Annotated in this window: 17 protein-coding genes and 1 pseudogene (1 of these 18 only partly in view); 8 read left to right on the top strand and 10 right to left on the bottom strand. The window is 68.3% G+C overall.

Going from position 1 to position 22,461, the window contains the following annotated elements:
• Both QZV94_RS00895 and QZV94_RS00890 read right to left on the bottom strand, forming a co-directional pair.
• Positions 1–829: pseudogene (locus QZV94_RS00895) on the bottom strand (aldehyde dehydrogenase family protein); it reaches 670 nt to the left of the window's first position.
• Between the two features lie 4 nt (positions 830–833).
• On the bottom strand, positions 834–1,952 hold the full coding sequence (locus QZV94_RS00890; RefSeq protein ID WP_293675908.1) for a saccharopine dehydrogenase C-terminal domain-containing protein: 1,119 nt from the start codon (positions 1,950–1,952) through the stop codon (positions 834–836).
• Between the two features lie 121 nt (positions 1,953–2,073).
• Here QZV94_RS00890 and QZV94_RS00885 point away from each other — a divergent pair, with 121 nt between their 5' ends.
• Entirely contained in the window at positions 2,074–2,499 is a 426-nt protein-coding gene (locus tag QZV94_RS00885; protein ID WP_293675907.1) for an Lrp/AsnC family transcriptional regulator, read from the top strand.
• Positions 2,500–2,511: 12 nt separating this feature from the next.
• On the opposite strand, the gene QZV94_RS00880 is transcribed toward QZV94_RS00885, so the two are convergent.
• On the bottom strand, positions 2,512–3,183 hold the full coding sequence (locus tag QZV94_RS00880; RefSeq protein WP_293675906.1) for a PEPxxWA-CTERM sorting domain-containing protein: 672 nt from the start codon (positions 3,181–3,183) through the stop codon (positions 2,512–2,514).
• Between the two features lie 372 nt (positions 3,184–3,555).
• Between QZV94_RS00880 and QZV94_RS00875 the strand changes: the two genes are divergently transcribed.
• On the top strand, positions 3,556–6,042 hold the full coding sequence (locus QZV94_RS00875) for an ATP-binding protein (protein WP_293675905.1): 2,487 nt from the start codon (positions 3,556–3,558) through the stop codon (positions 6,040–6,042).
• Here the strand turns inward: QZV94_RS00875 and QZV94_RS00870 are convergent.
• Genes QZV94_RS00870 through QZV94_RS00860 form a run of 3 tightly spaced genes read right to left on the bottom strand, consistent with a single transcriptional unit; the run spans position 6,039 to position 8,343 of the window.
• On the bottom strand, positions 6,039–6,749 hold the full coding sequence (locus QZV94_RS00870) for a glutathione S-transferase N-terminal domain-containing protein (RefSeq protein ID WP_293675904.1): 711 nt from the start codon (positions 6,747–6,749) through the stop codon (positions 6,039–6,041). The two genes, QZV94_RS00875 and QZV94_RS00870, sit on opposite strands and share 4 nt — an antisense overlap.
• A 31-nt stretch (positions 6,750–6,780) precedes the next feature.
• The gene (locus QZV94_RS00865) at positions 6,781–7,926 is read right to left on the bottom strand and encodes a thiolase domain-containing protein (RefSeq protein ID WP_293675903.1); all 1,146 of its coding nucleotides are present in this window, start codon (positions 7,924–7,926) and stop codon (positions 6,781–6,783) included.
• 12 nt (positions 7,927–7,938) lie between these two features.
• Positions 7,939–8,343, bottom strand: coding sequence for an OB-fold domain-containing protein (locus QZV94_RS00860; protein WP_293675902.1), 405 nt, complete (start codon positions 8,341–8,343; stop codon positions 7,939–7,941).
• Between the two features lie 181 nt (positions 8,344–8,524).
• On the opposite strand from QZV94_RS00860, the gene QZV94_RS00855 reads away from it, so the two are divergent.
• The 5 genes from QZV94_RS00855 to QZV94_RS00835 all read left to right on the top strand — a co-directional run bounded on the left by QZV94_RS00855 (position 8,525) and on the right by QZV94_RS00835 (position 16,017).
• Positions 8,525–9,817: a serine hydrolase gene (locus QZV94_RS00855; protein WP_293675901.1), complete on the top strand. Its 1,293-nt coding sequence runs from the start codon at positions 8,525–8,527 to the stop codon at positions 9,815–9,817.
• A gap of 41 nt (positions 9,818–9,858) precedes the next feature.
• Positions 9,859–10,302 carry a DUF1810 domain-containing protein gene (locus QZV94_RS00850; protein WP_293675900.1) on the top strand — a complete coding sequence of 148 codons (444 nt, stop codon included), beginning with the start codon at positions 9,859–9,861 and terminating at the stop codon, positions 10,300–10,302.
• Positions 10,303–10,381: 79 nt separating this feature from the next.
• Positions 10,382–10,675, top strand: a complete 294-nt coding sequence (locus QZV94_RS00845) for a hypothetical protein (protein ID WP_293675899.1) — start codon at positions 10,382–10,384, stop codon at positions 10,673–10,675.
• A gap of 95 nt (positions 10,676–10,770) precedes the next feature.
• On the top strand, positions 10,771–13,194 hold the full coding sequence (locus tag QZV94_RS00840; RefSeq protein ID WP_293675898.1) for a CoA transferase: 2,424 nt from the start codon (positions 10,771–10,773) through the stop codon (positions 13,192–13,194).
• Positions 13,195–13,614: 420 nt separating this feature from the next.
• Positions 13,615–16,017: a TonB-dependent receptor gene (locus tag QZV94_RS00835; RefSeq protein ID WP_293675897.1), complete on the top strand. Its 2,403-nt coding sequence runs from the start codon at positions 13,615–13,617 to the stop codon at positions 16,015–16,017.
• Between the two features lie 53 nt (positions 16,018–16,070).
• On the opposite strand, the gene QZV94_RS00830 is transcribed toward QZV94_RS00835, so the two are convergent.
• Entirely contained in the window at positions 16,071–17,078 is a 1,008-nt protein-coding gene (locus tag QZV94_RS00830; RefSeq protein ID WP_293675952.1) for a PEPxxWA-CTERM sorting domain-containing protein, read from the bottom strand.
• Between the two features lie 213 nt (positions 17,079–17,291).
• Between QZV94_RS00830 and QZV94_RS00825 the strand changes: the two genes are divergently transcribed.
• The gene (locus tag QZV94_RS00825; protein WP_293675896.1) at positions 17,292–19,136 is read left to right on the top strand and encodes an alpha/beta fold hydrolase; all 1,845 of its coding nucleotides are present in this window, start codon (positions 17,292–17,294) and stop codon (positions 19,134–19,136) included.
• Positions 19,137–19,158: 22 nt separating this feature from the next.
• On the opposite strand, the gene ppk2 is transcribed toward QZV94_RS00825, so the two are convergent.
• From ppk2 to QZV94_RS00810, 3 genes are all read right to left on the bottom strand, one after another.
• Positions 19,159–20,277, bottom strand: coding sequence for a polyphosphate kinase 2 (gene ppk2 / locus QZV94_RS00820; RefSeq protein WP_293675895.1), 1,119 nt, complete (start codon positions 20,275–20,277; stop codon positions 19,159–19,161).
• A 106-nt stretch (positions 20,278–20,383) separates the two neighbouring features.
• Positions 20,384–21,619 (bottom strand): serine hydrolase, encoded by a 1,236-nt coding sequence (locus tag QZV94_RS00815; RefSeq protein ID WP_293675894.1) that lies wholly within the window; start codon positions 21,617–21,619, stop codon positions 20,384–20,386.
• Between the two features lie 81 nt (positions 21,620–21,700).
• The gene (locus QZV94_RS00810; protein WP_293675893.1) at positions 21,701–22,348 is read right to left on the bottom strand and encodes a DsbA family oxidoreductase; all 648 of its coding nucleotides are present in this window, start codon (positions 22,346–22,348) and stop codon (positions 21,701–21,703) included.
• Positions 22,349–22,461 lie beyond the last annotated feature (113 nt).

Genomic DNA, 22,461 nt, shown 5'->3' with positions numbered 1-22,461 from the left:
CTGTGGGCGTGACGATGGCCGCATTGTTGCCGCCCAGCTCCAGGAGCGCGCGAGCGAACCGCTGCGCCAGGCGCGGGCCGACCGTACGGCCCATTGCGGTGGAGCCGGTGGCGCTGACCAGCGGGACCTTCGGATGATCGACCAGGGCCTCGCCGACTTCGCTACCGCCGATGACCACCGCTGAGAGGCCGGCCGGCGCGTCGCCGAACCTCGCGCACGCGCGTTCGAACAGCGCCTGGACGGCCAGCGCCGTCAGCGGAGTCTTCTCGGACGGCTTCCAGACGCAGGCGTCGCCGCAGACGAGGGCCAGAGCCGCGTTCCAAGACCACACCGCGACGGGGAAGTTGAACGCCGAGATGATCCCCACCACACCTAGCGGATGCCAGGTCTCCATCATCCGGTGGTCAGGCCGCTCGGTGGCGAGCGTCAAGCCGTACAGCTGGCGCGACAGGCCCACGGCGTAGTCGCAGATGTCGATCATCTCCTGGACCTCGCCCAGCGACTCCGAGGTCACCTTGCCGGCCTCCAGGGTCACCAGCGCGCCCAGGTCGGCCTTGGCCTCCCGCAGCTCGTCGGCGAACAGGCGGACCAACTCGCCGCGGCGAGGCGCGGGCGTGTTGCGCCAGGTCAGGAACGCGGCATGGGCGGCCTCGATCGCGGCGGCGACCTCGCCGGCGGTGGCGTCATGCACGTGGGCCACGACCTCGCCGGTGATGGGCGAGCGGACCTTGCGCGCTCCGCCCGTCCACAGCTGACTGGAAACGCCTAGGCGGTCCAGCACTTCGGCGGCTTCCGCCGCGGCGGAGGCGATCTTCGATTGCACGGTCATCTGGTTACTCGGCGGCGATGCGGAGGGACAGGTCTTCGCCCGGGTTTCTCGGGGCGTATTCGCGGCCGAAGCGGTTGGCCAGGAAGGCGTGCAGCGGGATGTCCTCCTGGCGAATGAAGCCCTCAGTGGGAAGGTCGCCCGCGGCCAGCATGTCCAGCACGGCGCAGATCGCGCCGGCCGTGGTGACCTGGATGGCGCTCCTCAACTCGCCGCCGATCTCGCGGGCGTAGACCTTGTTGACGTAGGTCTCCTGCATCAGGCGTCCCTCTTTCAGCCCAGAGACCGTGACGAAGACGATCACCACGTCCTGCATGGTGGCCGGCACCGAGTTCTCCAGGATGTCCTTCAGCACATCGCGGCGGTTGCGCAGGTTCAGGTCGTTCAGCAGCGCCTTCATGATCGCCGCGTGGCCCGGATAGCGGATGGTCTTGTAGTTGAGGTTCCGCACCTGCCCCTCGAGGGTCATGCAGAGCGTGCCCAGGCCGCCGGAGGTGTTGAACGCCTCGTAGGCTACGCCGTCGAGGGCGAACTCCTCGCACGCCTCCATCGCGGCCGTTTCGCGCAGGGCGCCGTCCACGATGGCTTCGCAGGGCTCGCAGTATTCGTTGATCACCCCATCTGTGGACCAGGTGAGATTGTAATTCAGCGCGTTCGACGGATAGCGGGGCAGGGCGCCCACCCGCAGGCGCACGTCGTGGAGCTGGTCGAAGTGCTTGATCAGGTCCCAGGCGGCGATGGTGATGAACCCCGGGGCCAGGCCGCACTGCGGGATGAAGGCTGTCGTGGCGCCCTTCGCGAGGTCACGGACGATCCGGCTGGCGGCGACGTCCTCGGTGAGGTCCAGGTAGTGCGCGCCGGCCGCCTTGGCCGCGCGGGCGACCACGGTGGTTAGATGGAAGGGCGCGCAGTTCACCACCGCGAACACGCCGGCGATGCGGTCCGCCAGGGTCTGCGGGTCGTCGATGGCCATGGCGACCGTCGAGACCTGCGCGCGGCCCACGAAGTCGGACAGGGCGTCTGCGGCCTGATCGATCAGGACGACTTCGTAGCTTCCCGAGCCGACGAGCAGGTCGACGACGGTGGAGCCGATCTTGCCGGCTCCGATGACAGCAACCTTGCGCATGAAATGGGCTCCTTGGGCGTGACCCTCAGAATCGTCGCTGCTGGAGCCGCTTTCAATTGGCGCAACGGCGATGTGCGGCGGTAGTTTAGACGCAACGCCGAAGACATTGTGCGGAACGCCGATGGATGACCTGGACGACCACCTGCTCGCGAAACTGCGCGACAACGCCCGCGCCCCGGTCGCCGAGCTGGCCCGCGCGCTGGGCCTGTCGCGCACCACGGTGCAGAGCCGGCTGGCCAAGCTCGAACGCACCGGGATCATCGCCGGCTACGCGGTGAAACTGGCAGGCGCCTACGAAGCGGGCCGGGTGCACGCCTTCATCATGCTGACCGTGGAGCCGAAGCAGGCCGCTGCGGTGACCGCCGCCCTGAAGCGGCTGCCGGGCGTGCGCCGCCTGCAGTCTGTAAGTGGTCCCTTCGACATGATCGCCACGGTGGAGGCGGCGGGCGTGGCCGAGATGGACGCGGTCATCGATGAGATCGGCGGCGTGAAGGGCGTGGAGCGGACGAACTCGTCGATCGTGCTGAGGACCAAGTTCGACCGCTGAGGTCTCGGGCCGTCAGGCGACCTGGAGCGCGGCGCGTCTCGCGCGTCGCCGCATTGCGAACCCGGTCAGCCCGAAGCCCGTGATCATCATCGCCCAGGTCGCCGGTTCAGGCACGGGGCCGGACCCGCCGGGCAGGCCTGGGTTACCCGGAACGAGTGAGGTGAAGCTGGCCTGTACGGCGTTCAGGTCAAATCCCGGGCTAGCGCCGTTGTTGTCGAGACCCACGACGCGAACGGCTCGGACGACGTCGTTGGGCCCGAAGCCGATCCTTCCCAGGTCGAAACTCAGCTGGATGCCGGCTGCGAACGAGGAGTTGTTAGCCACCCCTAACCGCGTGAAGGTTATGAGGTCGGAACTCACGAAGATCTCGGCCTGCTCATCGGACCGCCCGATCTCGCTGATGAAGATGTCGTCGCCCGGACCGTTGGTGATGATCTCGTCGGTGAAGCCCAGGGTGATGTACGAGCCGGTCGGCAGCGAGACGAAGCCGTTGAACGTCACATCGTTGAAGCCAAGGATCACGCTGGTCGAAACGGGCGTGAAGCCGACCGAGTTGAAGGTCGGGCCGCCATAAGGCCCCGCAATCGGTCCGGCGCCGCTGTCGAAAAAGTCGATCACAGTATCCGCATAGCCCAGCGTGAAGATGGTCGCCGATGCAGGCGCCGCGGCAGAAAGGCTTGCCACGGCCAGTATCACGGGAAGGAGTGCGCGCCTGGCCGGTCGAGTCATGGTCGAGTCTCCGCTTCAGCGGGCGCCTCCACCCGCGTTGCCTGTCCGATGCTGCCGAGCCCAGTATTCGGCCCGCCTTGCTTTGATGATTACGGAGCGGGCCAGCGCCCGGCCATCGGCCGGATGGCCAGCCAGATGGCCTAGCGCTGGCTGTGGGGGGAGCCGTTGACGGTCAGGAAACGCTTCGGACCCGCCTTGTCGTCGTGTCGCGCCCGGGCCTCGGGGGACGTAATTCTTGCCAGGAATGCGCGAAATCGACGTCGCGGTTACGGCCCCTAAACCAAGAAGGTCCAGAGCTTCCCGCGAGTTGGGAGTGTTCCTCGGATAATGAAGTCGCTTTCGCGCCGGTTTCTGCTCAGCGTCGGCGCCATGTCTCTTGGCGTAACGATCCTCGCCACGATGGGGACGTTCCTGATGTTCCAGCGCGAGCTGTCCAACCGTCAGATCGCCTATCTGCAGGACTATGTTCGCGAGCGCTCCTCGAACGTTGATCGGCGCTTCTCCAACCTGACGGCCCTGCATCAGGCTGCCGGCGAGGAGCTGGAGCGGCGCATGAACCGACTTTCGGACGCCGAAGTCGACCGACTGGCCGACGTGTATTTCCCGATGCGGCCCGACGGTACGCGCCGTAGCCGCGACGCCCACTTCGACGGCGTGATGCGCGACGGCCAGTACATCTACGGGATGGGCTCGTTCATCGGGCGCGCCGCGGAGCTGCCGCCCGACCAGAAGCGGGCCCTGGTGGCCTCGTTCGAGCTCGTGTCGCAGTTTGGCCAGGCCGCGCACAAGGACTATGACAACTTCTACTTCTTCACCCCGCCGCAGACGCGGCTGGTGCTGTTCGGGCCGGACCGGCCCGACAAGCTGATGTTCTACCGCCACGAGGCGCCGCCCGACCTGGACATCTCCAGGGAGGAGATGAGTTCGATCACCAGCCCGGCGATGAACCCCGAACGCCTGACGCGGTGCACCAATCTGCAGCGGCTGATCCAGGACAACGTCGGAGAGCGGCTGGCGACCGGATGCCTGACGCCGGCGTACGTCGACGGCCGCTACGTTGGGGCCTTCGGGTCCTCGATCGAATTGACGGGTTTCCTGGCCAATGCGGTGCAGTCCTCGCTGCCCGGCGCCTCGGCGCTGCTGATGACCAGCAAGGGCGAGCTGATCGCCTATCCCGGCTTCACCGTTCCCGGCAGGGCCTCGGAGAAGACGGTTGCCGAGTATGAGCAGCGCCTCGGCTTCAAGGCCGTCGCCGCCGCGATCCGCCTGGACGGCCGCCAGACCGGGGTCATCACCAGCCCCGACGGCAAGCATATCGTCGCGTTCGGCCGGCTCTCCGGGCCCAACTGGTACCTCATGCTGTCCTACCCCAAGGCCGCGGTGGCGGCTTCAGCGGCCAGGTCGGCCTCCTGGGTGCTGTTGCTGGGCGCCCTCGCCACGGCCTTGCAGACGCTCCTGATCGTGTTCCTCGCCAAGCGCACCATCGTGGCCCCGCTTCAGAAGCTGGCCGCCTCGACGCTCAGCGACGAGACCGGGGGCTACGAGGCGGAAGAGGCCCGGCCCGACGAGATCGGCGTCCTGGCGCGCTCGCTGCGCACCCAGCGCGAGAAGACTGAAGCGGTGCTCGCCTCGCTGGAGGAGCGCGTGCAGGAGCGCACCGCGGAGCTGGAGCGCGCCAACGCCGAGAAGTCGCGCTTCCTGGCCAACATGAGCCACGAGTTGCGCACGCCCCTGAACGGGGTAATCGCTATTTCTGAGACGCTGGCGCGCGAGCAGGTGACGGCCAAGGGCAAGGAGCTGGCCGAGCTGATCGTCTCCTCCGGCCGCCTGCTGGAGCGGGTGCTGACCGACATCCTCGACTTCTCGAAGATCGAGGCCGGCGAGATCCAGCTGGCGCGGGACGAGTTCGCCATGAGCACCCTGGTCGGCCGGATCGCAGAACTGCACCGCGCGTCGGCCGAAGCCAAAGGGCTGGGTTTCCACTGGACCATTGCTCCCGAGGTCGATCGCCGGTTCGCCGGCGACACGGTGCGCCTGACCCAGGTGCTCTCGAACCTGCTGTCCAACGCGGTGAAGTTCACCGAGAGCGGCGAGGTGCGGCTGGAAGTGCACAAGGTCGGCGAGGCGACGCTGTTCTCGGTCGCCGACACCGGCATCGGTTTCAGCGAGGACGTGCGGGCCCGCCTGTTCCGACGCTTCGAACAGGCCGACGCCTCGATCCGCCGCCGGTTCGGCGGCACCGGCCTCGGCCTGGCGATCAGCCGCTCGCTCGCCGAACTCATGGGCGGGATGATCGACGTGGTGTCCGAACCCGGCAAGGGGTCGACGTTCTCGGTCCTGATCCTGCTGGAGGCGCTCGAAGGAGAGGCGCCGGCGGAGGCTAAGGACCCTTACGAATCCTTCGACATCGCCGGAGCCCGCGTGCTGCTGGCCGAGGACCACCCGACCAACCAGCGGGTCGTGCAACTGGTGCTGGGTTCGGTCGGTGTCGAACCGGTGGTCGTCGAGAACGGCGCTTTGGCGCTGGAGGCGCTGCGCGCTGAGCGTTTCGACGTGGTGCTGATGGATATGCAGATGCCTGTACTTGACGGTCTTTCGGCGACCGCCCAGCTGCGCGCCAGGGAACGCGAGGAGGGCTTGGCCCGCACCCCGGTGATCATGCTCACCGCCAACGCCCTGGACGAGCACGTGAAGGCCGGCCGGGATGCCGGCGCCGACGCCCATCTCTCCAAGCCGATCCGAGCCGAAGCCCTCATCGAGGCCATCATCCACGCCATGGCCACGCGCGAGGAGCGCAGCGAGGCGGCGGCCTAGAGCTTCACCGCGTTCAGCATCGTTTCGCCGAACAGGTTGGACCACTGGTCGGCCGACAGGGTCGCCTTGCGCTGCATGTACTTGGCGGGAACCGCCATATCGGCTTCGCGGCCGCGCTTCACGGCGGGTCGCTCGGCGATCTCGCTGAACCAGCGCCAGGTGTTGGGGTACTGCTCCGCCTGTTCCGCGGGCATCCAGCGCCCCGGCCAAGCGGCGATATCGGCGATGGAGTACTCGTCGCCGGCCAGGTAGCGCGCCTCGCCAAGCCGCCGCTCAAGAATGGTGAGGAGCCGCGCCAGCTCCTTGGTGTAGCGCTCGATCGCGTATGGCACGGGCTCCGGCGCATAGCGGGTGAAGTGCGCCGCCTGACCGCCCATCGGGCCCACGTTGGCCACCTGCCAGGTCAGCCACTGGATGGCGACGCTGCGCGCCCGGGGATCGGCGGGCAGCAGGCGTCCGGTCTTCTCCGCCAGGTACTGCAGGATGGCGGCGGACTCGAACACCGCGTGCGGCCCGCCCCCGAACGGCGGGTCGTGGTCGACGATGGCCGGCAGCTTGTGGTTCGGGTTGATCCTCCCGAACTCGGCCGTGTGCTGGTGACCCTCGAAGATGTCGTAGGCGATCAGGTTGTACGGGAGCTCCAGCTCCTCGAGGGCGATGCTGACCCGCTGCGCGTTCGGGGTGGGCGTGAAGTGCAGATCGATCACGGCGTCCTCGCCAACGCCTGGACGCCGCTCATTAGGGCGCCTCGTTGGAGAAGATCACGGTGCCGGCCGCGCCGAACATGCCGCCGACGCCCTGGCAGACGCTGATCTTGGCCCCCGGCACCTGGGCCGGCGCCACGCCGCGCATCTGCCGCACGCTCTCCTGCAGGGCGTACATCCCGTACATGCCCGAGTGCATGTAGGAGAGGCCGCCGCCGTTGGTGTTCATCGGCAGCTTGCCGCCGATCGCCGTGTTGCGCTCCTTTATGAAGTCCGCCGCCTCGCCGGGCTTGCAGAAGCCCAGGTCCTCCAGGCCGTACAGCGGCAGGTGGGCGAAGGCGTCGTAGACCATCAGGTGGTCGACGTCGGCGTGCTTGATCCCGGCCTCCTCGAACGCCTTCTTGCCGGAGATCTTGAAGGCGGTGGAGGAGGTGGCGTCGTACATCTGGCTGATCAGCGGCGTCTCGACGCTTTCCCCGGTCCCCAACACGTAGACGGGCTTGGTCGGGAAGTCCTTGGCCCGCTCGGCCGAGGTCAGGATCAGCGCGCCGCCGCCGTCGGTGACCAGGCAGCACATCAGGATGCGGAACGGCCAGGCGATCATCCGCGAGTTCATCACGTCGTCGACGCTGATCGGGTCCTTGAAGGTCGAGCGCGGGTTCTTGGCCGCCCACTCCCGCTGGATCACCGCCGGCCAGGCCAGGGCCTCCTCGGTCAGGCCGTAGGTCTTCAGGTAGCGGAGCACGGGAATCGTGAACATCGTCGGCGGGCCGGCCGGGCCATAGGGCATCTCGAACTGGCCGTTCAGGCTCGAACCCCCGCCGCCGCCGAAGCGGCCCGCGCCCACCCGGCTCTTCCCCGACTCGCCGTGGGTGATCAGGACGGTGTTGCAGAGGCCCTCGTTGATCGCCGCCGCCGCATGGCGAACGTGCAGCATGAACGAACAGCCGCCCACCTGCGTGCCGTCGGCCCAGGTCGGCTTGATGCCCAGGTACCAGGCCAGCTCGGTGGGGCTGATGCCGGCGGTGGCGACGCCGTCGATGTCCGACGGCTTCAGGCCGCAGTCGGCCAGGGCGTTGAGGGCGGCGTCGGCGTGCAGCCCGATCGTGGACAGGTCCGGGATGACGCCCATCTTGGTGGTTTCCGCGGCCCCGACGACCGCGACGGATTTCTGCTTCATGTGGCGCTGCTCCTACTTGGCCGGCGCGAAGAGGGGCAGGCTGATGTCGTCGCTCTGCTTGGAGAACGAGACCTGCAGGGGCATGTCCAGTTGCAGCGCCTCAGGCGTCTGCGGGCAGTCGACGATGTTGGTCATCATCGTCGGACCCTCATCCAGCTTAACCACGGCGATGGCGTAGGGCTCGGTCCCCATGTCCGGGCGCGGGCGCATGTTGATGACGTAGGACCACAGCACCGCCTTGCCGGAGGCCTTGTAGGTCTCGACGTCTCGGCTGCCGCACTTGGGGCAGAACGGGCGCGGCGGGAAATAGCTCTCCGAACAGGACGAACAGCGCTGGAGGCGCAGCTCGCCCTCCCTGCAGCCGTCCCAGAAGTGGCGGGTCTCCGGCGTCGGGTCCGGCAACATGCGTGGTGGCATCGGGAAATTCGTCCTCGAAGAATCGGTGGCCTATCGCGCCGCAAATGGCGGGCGGTGCAACAAAGACGAGACGGCGTCGCTTGTCACCTGCCCCTGAGCCGGCGCCTGCAATTTGCCCGCAATGCGCAGAGGGTTAGAGTTCGCCGCGAACGCCGCGTTTCAGACGGCTCGGGGTAGGAAGATGAACCACTCATCCCTCTTGGCGATGGATCGCCGTGCGCTGCTGCTGAGTCTCGGCGCGGCGGTCTCTGCACCCGGCCTGGGCCGCGCACAGGTTGTGGGCGGCATGAGTATCCCGGGCCTGCCCACCGCCGCGCCGGAGAGCGTCGGCCTCTCCACGGCGGGCCTGGCGAGGATCAACGCCATGATGGCCGATCACATCGCGGGCAAGCAGATCACCGGCGGAGTGACCGCGGTCGCGCGGCGCAACAAGCTCGTTCACTTCCAGGCGCACGGGACCTTCGACGAAGGCGCCAAGACCCCGATGCGGCCCGACGCGCTCTTCGTGATGATGTCGTCCACCAAGCCGGTGACCGCGGTGGCGCTGCTGCAGCAGATGGAGGCGGGCAAGGTCGCGCTTTCGGACCCCATCTCCAAGTTCATCCCGGAACTGAAGACGTTCCGGGGCGCCGCCAAGCCGGGCACGCCGCCGCCGCCGCGGGGTCAGACCTACACCGACGATCAGCTGGAGCCCCAGGCCCGCGAGATCACCATCAAGGACCTGGCGACCCACACCTCCGGGCTCAACGGCTTCGTGCCCCACCGGCCCGGCGACACCCTGGCCAACTACGTCCCGCGCCTTGCAGCCCTGCCCCTCGACTTCCAGCCGGGCTCCCGCTGGGGCTATTCCGGCGCCACCGGGCCGGACGTGCTGGCCCGCGTGGTGGAGATCTGCTCCGGCCAGCCCTACGACCAGTATCTGAAACAGAACATCTTCGATCCGATCGGGATGAAGGATACCGTCCACAACCTGACCCCCGCCCAGGCAGCGCGGCTGACGCGCCGATATGTCCACCCGGAGGGTTCGACCGACTGGGTGCTCCCGCCCGCCACTGGCCGCGTCATGGGCGCGCCTACGACCTACTTCGCCGGGGCCTACGGCCTTAACAGCACCGCGCGCGACTACCTGCTGTTCGAGACCATGCTGCTCAACAAGGGCATGATCCATGGCAAGCAGGTGCTGAAGCCGGAGTCGGTGGCCCTGATGAGCTCCAACCTGATCGGCGACCTCTACAAGGGCATTCGCGGCACGACGAAGGGCACTGGCTTCGGACTTCAGGTCCGGGTGGTCACCGACGCACCGATCAGCGACTCCCACCGCTCCAACGGCGCGTTCGGCTGGGGCGGGGCCTTTGGAACCGTGAGCTGGACCGATCCGGCGGAGCAGCTCGTGGCCGTCATCATGATCCAGCAGCCGGTCGAGGCCGTGCAGCGCGACTTCGAACGCACCGTGCGCCAGGCGATCACGGCGTAGGTCGTGCTTGCCATCCGCGCGATTGCGCGCAGGATTGACCCATGGCTGAGACCTTCAATCTGAGGCGGTTCCAGGACGCGCAGGATGGTCGTGACGGCAACGTCACGATCTACGAGCGTGCGCTCGAGGAACTGAGGGGTGGCCGCAAGCAGACCCACTGGATGTGGTTCGTCTTCCCGCAGCTCGCCGGCCTCGGCGAGAGCTTCATGGCCAAGAAGTTCGGCATCCAGTCGCTGGACGAGGCCCGCGCCTACCTGGCCCACCCGGTCCTGGGGCCTCGGCTGCATGCGTCGGTGGCGGCGCTGAACGGCTTGGAGGACCGCACCGCCCAGGACATTTTCGGCTCCCCCGACGACCTGAAGCTGCAATCCTGCCTGACCCTCTTCGCCCGCGCCGCGGACGACAACGCCGGATTCCTTGAGGCCCTGGGCAAGTACTACGGTGGCGACGTGGACCACCAGTCGATCCAGATGCTGGAGGGCTAGCGGTGAGCCGCCCCCGCAATTTTCGCTAAGGCAACGCTTTGCCGTGAAATCGCCAGCGTCGCGCGCTACGGCGCGGTTGATGAACGACCTTGTCGACCTCACGGGCGCGTCCGGCGCCGTCTATCGTTTCCGGCGCGTTGCGAACGGCGAGGCGCAGCAACGGATGGGCGGCAACTATGCCCTCCTGAAGGCGCGTGCCGGCGGCTTCACCGTCCGGTTCGTAGGCCTGACCAACGATCTCACCCAGGCCCGCCAGGAGTGCCCGCCCGAGCTGTTGAAGGGCGCTCACCTCTACGTCCGCCTGAACGTGCCGCGCGCGGCGCGGGAGGCTGAGCACGAAGACCTGCGGGCGAACTACGGCGGCGGCGAGTAGGCGCCCTTGCGGCGCCCCGCCCCAAACGGGGTGGCGCGCGCCGGCCGCGTGCCCTTAAGTGCTGCGGAACAGACAAGCACAAAGGGGTCGAGGCGATGCGGGGCGTGCGGGTGTTGGAACTCAGCGAGTCCGTCGCCGGAGCCTATTGCACGCGCGTGCTGGGGTCCCTGGGCGCCGACGTCGTTGCGCTCGAGCCGGCCGAGGGCTCCGCGCTTCGCCATCAAGGCCCATGGATCCCGGATCCCAGCGACAGCCCGATCGATGTGCGCGGCCGCAGCGCCCTGCAGCAGCACCTGGACCGCGGCAAGCGCTCGGTGGTGGCCGATGCCGAAGATCGGGACCGGCTGATCCGCTGGGCCGACATCATCGTCTCCACCTGTGACGGCGAGCCTGAGCGGGCGCTGGCCCTCCACGACCGGATCGCCGCCCTGAACCCGGCGGCGGTGCATGTGGTGGTGAGCGGCTTCGGCCTCACCGGTCCCTATGCGCACTGGAAGTCGAGCCCGCTGATCGACTGGGCGTCCGGGGGGTTCCTCTACCTGACGGGCGAGCCGGACCGTGAGCCGCTGAGCCCGGGCAGTCCGCTGGCCTCCTGCATCGCCGGCGCCGCCGCAGCGATCGGGGCGCAGGCCGCGTTCTTCGAGCGCACGTGCACGGGCCTGGGCCAGCTGGTCGATGTCGGCGCAATGGAATGCGGCGCCGCCGCGCACCAATGGTCGCTGGTCATGTACACGCACACCGGCTGCGTGAAGCGCCGCTGGGGTCTGATCCTGGGGGAGGCGTTCCACCCCATGTCGCTGTTCCGCTGCCGGGACGGCTGGGTGTGCATCGGGGCCGCGACCACGCCGCAGTGGGAGGCTTTCTGCATCACCCTGGATGCGCCCGACCTGCTCGCCGACCTGCGCCTCTATGCGCCGCCCGAACGCTTCGAGCGGGCGGCCGAGATCGACGCGAGGGTGCAGCCGTTCCTCCAGGCGCATGACGCCGCCGAGGTGGTGGAGCTGTTGCAGGCGGCTCGCGTCCCCGCCAGTCGGCTCCTGGACTACACTGAGACGCTCCAGGCCGAGCATCTGGACGCCCGCGGCCTCTGGGCGGACCTGCCCGACGCCCCCGGTGGCAAGGTCCCGCGCAGTCCCTTCGCGCTGAGCGGGCTCGATGTCCCTGATCGGCCGGCCCCGGGCCTGGGCGAACACACCGCAGAGGTCCTCGCTGGCCTCGAGACGCAGGCCAGGCCGGACTTCCCGCCGGTGGACCTGGCGGGCAAGCGCGTGGCCGAATTCACCATCGCCTGGGCCGGGCCGCTGGCCGGCCGGTTCCTGGCCGACGTCGGCCTGGAAGTGATCAAGATCGAGCACCCCCTCGGCCGCGGGCCGCAGACCGGGGCGGAGGCTGAGACGCCCTTCGAGTGGGGCGTGCTGCCCGACCCGCTCATCCGCGCGGCCATCTTCCCCCATGCCGAACCCGGCGAACGCCGCTGGAACCGCTCCGGCGTCATCAACAAGCTGAACCGCGGCAAGCGCAGCTTCTGCCTCGACGCCAAGGCCGCAGGCGGTGGCGAGGTGATGGCCCGGCTGCTGGCCTCGGCCGACGTCGTCCTGAACAACTTCTCGTCTCCGGGCGCAGCTTCGCTGGGGATCGACCGGCGCTCGGTCGAGGCGCAGAAGCCGAACGCCGTCACCGTCGCCATGACCGGCTTCGGCGAGACCGGGCCGATGCGGAATTTCGGCGCCTACGGCCCGCTGCTGGAGGCATTCGGCGGCCTCGACAACGCCATGGGCTACGAGGGCGAAGGCCCCATGCGGATCGGCATCGCCTTCCCAGACGCCATCGCCGGCGCCCTGGGCGCGGCGGCTACCCTGGGCGCGGTGTGGGAACAGGCCGTGGGCGGCGGCCCGGTCCACGTGGACCTTTCGCAACTGGAAGGCATGCTCTCCTTCGTGGGCGAGGCGCTGGTGGCCGCCTCGGTGCACGGCGTCCCGCCGCCGCGCCTGGGCAACCGCTCGCTCGACCACGCCCCGCACGGCGTCTACCCCTGCGTCGGCGACGACGCCTGGGTGGCCATCGCGGTGCGCAGCGACGCAGAATGGCGCGCCCTGGTTGGTGTGATCGGCGACCCGGACCTCTCCGCCGAGCTCCCCATCAATGCGCGGCAGGCCGAGCGCGCGCGGATCGACACGGCGATCTCGGCCTGGACCCGCGGGCGCACCGCCCTCGAAGCCGCCACCGCGCTGCAGTCCGCCGGCGCGCCCGCGTGCCCCGCCTTCACGAACCGCGATCTCGTCGAGAGCGATCACCTGGCGGCGCGCGAGTTCATGGTCACCCTCGACCACCCGGACCCGGGCCCCCAGCGGTTCCCGGGGTTCCCCATCCACTTCAGCCGCCGGCGCGTCACCTTGGCCGGCCCGCCCGGCCTCGGCGACGACAACGACGGAGTCCTGGACTCGCTCGGCTACACCGCCGCGGAGATCGCCGACCTGGCCCGCGCGCAGGTCATCGCCGACAAGCCCCCGGCGCTCTGAGCAGCGGCCCCTTTCCCGGCCGGGGCTTTAGCCGACCCGGCTGCCGCTTCGGCGGCGAGATCCGCCGCAGGACCGCGCCGTCGGTCCGCGGCGTCAGGCCCTCGCGCGATCCCTCGGCGGTCCGGCGGACGCAAGCGCACCTAACGTCGGATGAGACGTGCGCCGCTGCTCGCGATAGCGCCGCTCGGTGGACAGGGACGAGGGTGACCCAGAGGAAGTTTATTCGCGACTGAAGTCGGAAATATCTCATCGTTATACAGATAACGATGAGATTTATTCTGACTTGGTATTAGCAAATACCATTGTTTTCCGGAGATTAGCTTGATGATGGTTTCGTAACTGAATATAGGCGCGCCGAAGTCAGCGCGCCGGTCCCGGTGTCGCGACAAGCACAAGCGTACGCGCGTGGGAGTTGAACACATGAACCGTCGGATCTCGGTCCTCTGCAGCGTCTCCTGTCTCACACTCGTGCTCGCCGCACCGGCGGTGGCGCAGCAGGCCGCTTCGGCCGACGCCGACGCCCCGTCGTCCATGACGTCGGTGGAGGAGATCGTGGTGACCGCGCAGAAGCGCGAGGAGAGCATCAACACCGTGCCGATGTCGGTCCAGGCCGCTACGGGCGAACGCCTGACCGAACTCGGCATCACCGACACCTCACAGCTGACCAAGATCGCGCCGGGCTTCAGCTACACGCCCTCCGCCTATGGCACGCCGGTCTTTTCGATCCGCGGCGTGGGCTTCCAGGACACCTCGCTCGCCGCCAGCCCCACCGTCAGCGTCTATGTCGACCAGTCGCCGCTGCCGTTCTCGATCATGACCACCGGCGCCGTGCTCGACCTGCAGCGCGTGGAAGTCCTGAAGGGTCCGCAAGGCACCTTGTTCGGCCAGAACGCCACGGGCGGCGCGGTGAACTACATCGCCAACAAGCCCACGCAGGACTTCCAAGCCGGGGTGGACGCCAGCTACGGCCGGTTCAACACGGTGGACCTGCAAGGCTTCGTCAGCGGCCCGATCAGCGACACGCTGGAGTTCCGGGTCGCGGCGCGGACCCTGCGCAGCGGGCCTTGGCAGAAGAGCTATACGCGCGACGACGAGCTGGGCTCGCAGAACCTGCAGTCGTTCCGCGCCGCGCTGCAGTGGCGGCCGACGGAGAGCCTGACCGCGCTGCTCACCCTCAGCGGCTTCCAGGACAAGGGCGAGACCCAGGCCGCCCAGCTCTACGGGCTCTCGGCGCTGAACAGCAACACCGCGGTCCCGCCCGGCCTGGTCAACTATCCCCTCGCGCCCCACAACAACCGCGCTGCCGACTGGGGGCCCTGCGTCAATAGCGATCCGGTGCTGACCAACAGCGGCGTCGTGGGGCTGCCACACGAACCCCGCGAGTGCAGCAACTACAAGAAGGACAACACGTTCTGGTCCGCCAACCTGCGGCTCGACTACGAGCTGGGCGACGACCTCACCGTCACCTCGCTCACCACCTACCAGCGGTTCGACCGCGACCAGCCGATCGACGGCGACGGCACGACGTTCCGGGACTACGAGTCCCTCCAGCGCGGCCACCTGAACGTCTTCTTCCAGGAGCTGCGGCTGGCCGGCCGGATCCGGGACACCGGCAACTTCATCGTCGGCGCGAACTATGAGTACGACGATACCTGGGACAATTTCCTGCAGACGTACTCGGACTCCTCGAGCGCCACGATCTTCGGCGACTACCTGGGCCCGACGCGGCCGCTGAACCAGCAGAAGACCCACACCTACGGCATCTTCGCCAATGCCGAGGTTCCTATCTCCGACACCCTGTCGGTGCAGGGCGGCGCTCGCTACACCAAGCAGGTCCGGCATTTCTTCGGCTGCGGCAGCGACGCGGGGGACGGCAGCTGGGCGCTGGGCAGCCAGCGCATCCAGAACCTGCTGATCACCGGCAATCCATTCGCCGGCCCGGGGATCAATCCCGGCCCGACGGCCTGCGGCACCACCGGCCCCGCACCCAACTTCGCGCCCGGCCTGACCTTCGACAAGCTGAACGAGGACAACGTCTCGTGGCGCGCGGGTGTGAACTGGAAGCCGCAGTCGGACACGCTGGTCTACGCCAACATCAGCCGTGGCTATAAGTCGGGCAGCTTCCCGACGGTGGCGACCGCCAGCTTCGTGCAGCTGGCCCCGGCCACCCAGGAATCGCTGTTGGCCTACGAGACGGGGATCAAGGCGCGCCTGCTCGACGGGTCGCTGCAGCTGAACGCGGCGGTATTCTACTACGACTACAAGGACAAGCAGATCCTGGGCTCGGTCAACGACCTGATCTTCGGGGCGCTGCCGGCCCTGGTGAATGTGCCCAAGTCACACGTGAAGGGCTTCGAGGTGAGCGGCGCCTGGCGGCCGGTCACGGGCCTCACCATCACGCCCTCAATCTCCTACTCCGACAGCGAGATCGACGGGACGTTCGTGAACTTCAACTACAAGGCCCAGCAGCAGGACTTCGGCGGCGAGGCTTTCCCCCTGGCGCCCAAGTGGCAGGGGAACGTAGACGTGCAGTACGAGTGGCCGCTGCGCGACGAGATGACCGCCTTCGTGGGCGCCAGCCTGAACTACCAGGGCAAGACCAACAGCGGCTTCGGGCGCTTCCCCGAGCTGAAGGTGCCGTCCTATGCGCTGCTCGACCTGCGGGCCGGCGTCGAGCAGGGCGCCTGGCGCGCCCAGGTCTGGGGCCGCAACGTCACCGACAAGTGGTACTGGAACGGCGCCTATCACGTGAACGACGTGTTCGTCCGCTACACCGGCATGCCCGCGACCTACGGCGTCACCGTCAGCTATCGATACCAATAGGGGCAGGACCCCGTGGCGGAAGTCGGCTGGGCGCGCCCAGCCGACTTCCCGGGTCACGCGGCGGTGACCCTCCGCCGACGCCGGAGCATCGCCCCGGCTGCGCCAAAGCCCGCAATCATCATGGCCCACGTCGAGGGCTCCGGCACGACCGCGGTTACGATGGCCAGGTTGCCGCCATCGGCCAACGCAAGGCTCGGCGCCAGTTCCGCGTGCACCTGCGCCTGGTATTCCGGCGCGATCGTCACGTTGAAGGTGTTGCTGGCGTCCGTGACGCCGAAGCCGCTCCGCAAGACTCCAAGCGTCGCCCAAACATAGAAGCTCTCGCCGGAGGCCAGCAGGTACGTGTCGTTGCCAGTGCAGGAGGTGGCTTGCAGTCCGAGGTATTGCTTGACGCCGTCCATGCCGAACGGGCTGACAGAGGCGCTGCCGATGGCAAGGGCGCCTGTCGAGCCGCAAGTGCCCGTCCATTGGCCACCAGCGGAACTCCCCACCCCGGGCGAAAAGTACTGCGACGAGACCGTCGGATCGAGGATGGCGCTGGTCGTGACCGCCAACGTGGCGCCGACACGACCGCCGGCGGCGGCGCCCACCGAGATGTAATCGACGAGGCCTTGGAAGGCGTTAAGCGGGATCACAAGCGAGGCCTCGCTCGTGTTGGTGTAGCCCTGGATCGCATGCGCGGCGGCGAAGTTGACCGACGTCGTGGCGACTCCTCCCACGTTCGTGAAGCCTCCGAGGGCGAACGCCTTCAGCACCGGCAGGCCCAGCACCCCCTCGCCGGCTTGGGCCGAGGCGAAGGCGAACCCGTAGTCGCCTGCCAAATGCTGGTAATCGTCCTGGTAGACCGACGCGTTGTTGAAATCGGTGTTGGTGGCCGTGAAGGACTCTCGGCCCAGCGTGCGCACGCCCCCCGGCTGCCCGCAGGTCTGTCCCACCGCGCACGTTCCGACGTGGGCGGTGGCGTAGCTCCAGGTCATCTCGTCATCCGCGGCCGCCGGGCCGGCGGCGAACACGAGCGCGAACGCGCCTCCCGCCAGAAGTGCTGCAAGCTCACGTGTCATCTTCACTGCCGAAGCCCCCGACGCTTGGTCCGCGGCGGATACTCGCGCCGCATTGTCGCCAGAGGCATGCTCCGGCCGAGGCAGATTGGCATTCGGGCTTGAGGCCGCACTATATCCACTTGTAGGGCGGAGTCGGGTGCGATTCGCGCGTGAGGGGAGGCCCTCGCCACGCGCGATGCGTTCCGCCGGCCGACAGCGAGCGTGGAGTTTTTCGTGTCGGGTGAACCGGTTTCCGCCGAGGCGCACGCCTTGAGCCGGGCTTTGTCTGGGTGGTTCGAGGAGCTGGAAGCCGAGCTCGAGGCCGACGCCTCGCCACCGTGGGCGGATGAAGTCGCGCCGGTCTTCGGCCAACCTGCCGAGCACCTGCCGGTGGTAGACGCCCGCAGCGTGGCCGCCGCGGTTTACGACGCCTCCGGACGACAGCTGGCCGCCACGTCCGCCTTCACGGCCGCAGGCTGCGACGACCTGATCGACCGCGACCGGCTGGCCGACATTGCGGCGGGCGTCGACGCCGTCTGGGACCACGTCACCCGCAACGGCGAGTCGTCCGGCGCGACGGCGCTGATCGTGTATGCGCCGGCCGCCCGCGCCGTCACCTGGCGTGTGCCGCCCGAGCAGCACGCCGTGGCGGCTGCGAACGGGCGCTCGGTCGTCGTCCTCACGACAGCGCTGGACCCGCGCGCCGCGCCGCTGCGGGACGCCTGCATCGCCTATGGCTTAAACGGTCTGCAGACCCGGGTTGCGCTCGCGACCATCCGCCTGGGCGCTATCAAGCCCGCGGCCGAGGCGCTGAACCTCTCCTACCAGACCGCACGCGAAGCGCTGGCGCAGGCGATGAAGCGCGCCGGTGCGCGGCGCCTGCCGGAACTGGTCACGCGCCTGACCACTCTGGCCTTCGGCGTTTTTCCGGGACAGCGTTCATCCAGCGACGTGCTGGCGGACGTCTGGGGCCTCTCCGAACGGCAGATCACCATTGCGGGCATGGTGGCCGAAGGCGCGGACCGCCAGCGGGTCGCGCGCCTTCTGGGCGTGAGCCTGGGGCTCGTGAAGAAGGAACTCGACGCCGTCTACGCCCTCCTGCACGTGGGGTCGGGGGCGGCGCTCGCGCGCAAGCTGGTCGAGGCGCGCGCGCTGTCATGGCTGACCGCGGCCACGGCAGGCAGCGTCGGGTTCGTGGAGGAACACTCGGAGCCGCTGCGGTTCGCGCTCCGCGAGGGGGGCGGTCGGATCGCCTACAGCGACTACGGTCCCGCCTCCGGCCGTCCGGTCCTGGTGCTGCACTCAAGCATGACAAGCCGCATCGTCTCGAGGAAGTTGCTGCGGGCGCTGCATAAGGCGGGCTGCCGACCCATCGCCATCGACCGGCCGGGGTTCGGCCTCACCGATCCGCTGGACGGTCCGCAGGCCCTCGCTGATCCCTTTGGCTCGGCCACGGCCGACGTGGCGCGCGTGCTCGCCCAGCTGAAGGTGCGGCGCGTGGATGTTGTCTCCAGGGGCGCCGCCCAGTTCCTGGTCGCGCTTGCACGGGCTCTTCCGGACGCCCTCGGACGAGTGGTGCTGGTCAACCCCGGTCCGCCGTACCGCCACAGCGGGCGTGGGCTGGGGCCGCTCGCCGCCATGAAGGAGGCCTTCGTTCGCAATCCGTCGATTACGCGCGTGTTCGCCTCTGCGCTTGCGTCCCAGCTAACCTATCGCCGTCTCGCGCGCATGATGGACCAGTGGACCCGTGGGAGTCCGCCTGACCAGCGCGCCGTGCGTGATCCCGAACTCGTGGCCGACTTCTTTCGCTCGATCCGGATGTTCGCGACCGGCCGCTACGAGGGCTTCGCGCGCGAGCAGGCCGCCATCGCTCGTGGCGACAGGCCCGCACCCTTCGAGGTTCCTGGCGGCTGGAGCGTGCTTCTCGGCTCCAGCGACTTCCTCTACGAGCCCGAGGTCGTGTTGTCCTACTGGCGTGAGATGCTGCCCGGTGCGACCTTCCAGCTGGTGCCGGACGGCGGCCGATTCCTGGCCATGACCCATGCGGGTCTGGTGGTCGAGGCGATCGATCCGGATTGATCCGCCACCATGCCCTATCCCCTCATACGTAGCGCCCAGCCGCCAGATCGTGCTCGCCGCGCTCGTGGATGATGTTGGCTCGGCCGACCAGCAAGTCGTCCACGGCCAGGATCCGCTCCACATCCTTGCCCGCGTAAGGCAGCGAGTGCAGCACGTAGCGCATGGCGTTCAGCCGGGCGCGCTTCTTGTCGTCGGATTTCACCACCGTCCAAGGCGAGTCCGCCGTGTCCGTGTGAAAGAACATCGCCTCCTTGGCCCGAGTATAGTCGTCCCACTTGTCCAGGGAGGCGAGGTCCACCGGCGACAGCTTCCACTGCTTCAGCGGGTGAACCTGGCGCTCCTTGAACCGCCGGCGCTGCTCGTCGCGGCTCACCGAAAACCAGAACTTGATCAGGTGGATGCCGCTGCGCACGAGATTGCGCTCGAACTCCGGCGCTTGACGCAGGAACTCGTCGTACTCGGCCGGCGTGCAGAAGCCCATCGCCCGCTCCACGCCGGCGCGATTGTACCAGCTCCGGTCGAACAGCACGATCTCGCCCGCAGTCGGCAAGTGCTGGACGTAGCGCTGGAAGTACCACTGCCCGCGCTCCACCTCGCTGGGCTTCTCCAGTGCCACCACCCGCGCGCCGCGGGGGTTCAGGTGCTCCATGAAACGCTTGATCGCCCCGCCCTTGCCCGCCGCGTCGCGGCCCTCGAACAGGATGACCACCCTCTGGCGGGAGTCCTTCACCCACGCCTGCAGCTTGAGCAGCTCGCTCTGCAGGACGAACTTCTGCTCCTCGTAGTCGCGCCGAAGCATCATGAACTTGTAGGGATAGCCGCCACGCCGCCAGTCCTCCGCCAGGTCGTCGCGCGTTTGGCGTGGAACCTTGGTTTTTGCTGGCGAGGCCAGCGCCCGGCGCATCCGGGCCGAGTCGTCGGGCGCATCGCCCGCGAGGATCGCGGCCACCCCGTCGCCCGAGCCGTCGGCAATCGCACGCAAGGCGGCCAGCTCCGCTTCCTGGGCGGCGCTCACGGCCTCGCCGACGGAGAACTCGGTCACGTCATCGACGGTCAGGTTTGGGGCAGTGTCGCCCGCGCTCACCAGGGTCGCCGCCTGCGTGCGCCGCGCCTTGGGCGCGCCTTTCGATGTGCTGCTCATTCAGGTCATTCCCGCGGGGCAAGGTTGCCATTTTCCCCCGGGCGACCGGCGCCGCGTTGATCTGGATCACGCCGCGTCTGGAGCGCACCTTATGACAGATGAGTGGTCAACGATCCCACACGCCGCCGGCGTCGGACCGGTAGCCGAGGGCGCGGTAGGCGGCGTCGACCAGGCTTTGCCCGCGGTCGTTGAGCAGTATGCCGAGGCCCATGCGGTTCATCGTGTATCCGAAGCTCATCCGACAGTCGGGGTCGGCGAACCCGATCGACCCGCCGGCGCCCACGTGCCCGAACGCCGACTCCGAGAGCACGACCGAACAGGCCTCGGCGTTTTCCAGCCGCCGGTTGTCCATCGACTTCATGAAGCCCAACGAGAACCGGGTCGGGATCATCAGGGTCGCGTCCTCATGGGTCGCCATCGACACCTGCCCCATTCGCGCCAGGGTGTCTTCGCCGATCAGGCGCACGCCGTTCAGCGCGCCGCCGTTGGCCAGCGGCGCGTAGAGGTCGGCCAAGCCTCGGCCGTTCGAGACTCCCGTGGCGGAGCCGATCTCCGCCGCGCGGGCGTCCCGGCTGTTCGGGTTGAAGCCGCCCATGTTGGTCATGAACAGGGCGCTGGGGCCTGCGGGATCGGCCTGCATCTGCTTGGCGATGCGGGTCGAGCGGGCTTGCGCATCGGGCGGATAGGGGATCATGGCGGCGACCCGCGGCTCCTCGCTTTCCGGCAGTCCCATCCAGAAATCGATGCCGAGCGGACCGCAGACCTCCTCGCGCAGGAACGCCCCCATGCGCCGACCGGTCGAGCGGCGGACCATTTCGCCGACCGTCCAGGCGTGGGTCACCCCATGGTAGCCGTTGCGCGTGCCGGGCTTCCAGAAGGCTTCTTCGCGCTCCAGGAGGCCGACCATGTGCATGTAATCGTACAGGGCGCCGCCTTCGAGGCGCGCGCGCAGGTGCGGCACGCCGACCGAATGGTCGAGCATCATTCCCACCAACGCGCCTTCCTTCCCGTTCTGCGCGAACTCGGGCCAGTAGCGTGCGACCGGCGCATCAAGGTCCAGCAGGCCTCGGTCGGCGGCGATGTGGGCGCAAAGCGCCGAAGCGCCCTTGGTGCAAGAGAAGACGACGGAGATCGTGTCCCGTTCCCAAGGCTGCCCGCCGACGCTCTGGCGGCCGCCCCACAGATCGACCACGCGCTGTCCGTCCACGGTGATCGACAGGCTGGCGCCGACTTCACCTCGCGCTTCGAAGTTCTCGACGAAGGCGTCTGCCACCTCGCTGAATGCGCGCGCGCATTGGCCCTGCACAGGTCCCGCGGTGGTTTCGACGGTCACCTTTTCCATGCGCCTCTCCCGTTTCTCGTTGCAGCATAGTGGCTCGCCACCGCTGACTCTTCCAGACTGGGCTCGGAGAGGGCGCCGCCGCTACGTCTCCGCGGCGATGGTGCGCAGCGCGCGTTCGAACGCGTCGGCGGGCTGCCCACCGGAGATCAGGTATTTCTCGTTGATGATCACGGCCGGGACCGAGCTGATGCCGGCCTCGTACCATTGGCGCTCCAGCCGGCGGACGTGGTCGGCGAAGCGGCCGGAAGCCAGGACTTCGCGGGCGGCCACGGGGTCGAGTCCGGCCCGTTCGGCGGCGGTGACCAGCACTTCGTGGTCGCCGGGGTTCTCACCACGGGAAAAATAGGCTTCGAACAGGGCGTGCTTCAGCGGCAACTGGCGCCCCTCCAAGCCCGCCCAATGCAGCAGGCGATGGGCGTCGAAGGTGTTGTAGATCCGGCTGTCGGGGGTGGTGGCGATGGTGAAGCCGACCTCGGCGGCGCGGGCGCGGATGTGCTCACGGTTGGCGGCGGATTGCTCGGGCGTGGCGCCGTACTTCTCGAAGACGTGCTCGCCCAGGTTCTGTCCCTCGGACGGCATGTCGGGATTGAGCTCGAACGGCTGCAGGGTGATCTCCGCCTCGACCAGGTCACCGACGCGCGCCAAGGCCTCCTCAAGCCCGCCCAGGCCGATGATGCACCAGGGGCAGGACACGTCGGATACGAAGTCGATCTTCATGGGCTTGGTCACGCGGCCGGCTCCGTGGCGAATGAGGCGTTGCGGGCCTCAGCGTAGAGATAGCGGTTCTAAGCCTGCATTCCCCAAGTGGCGTGGCGTTTGAGGTGAAGATCGCCTGTATCCGA

The sequence above is a fragment of the uncultured Phenylobacterium sp. genome (assembly GCF_902826855.1).
Lineage (GTDB): Bacteria > Pseudomonadota > Alphaproteobacteria > Caulobacterales > Caulobacteraceae > Phenylobacterium.
This window is presented reverse-complemented; position numbering and strand designations above follow the sequence as displayed.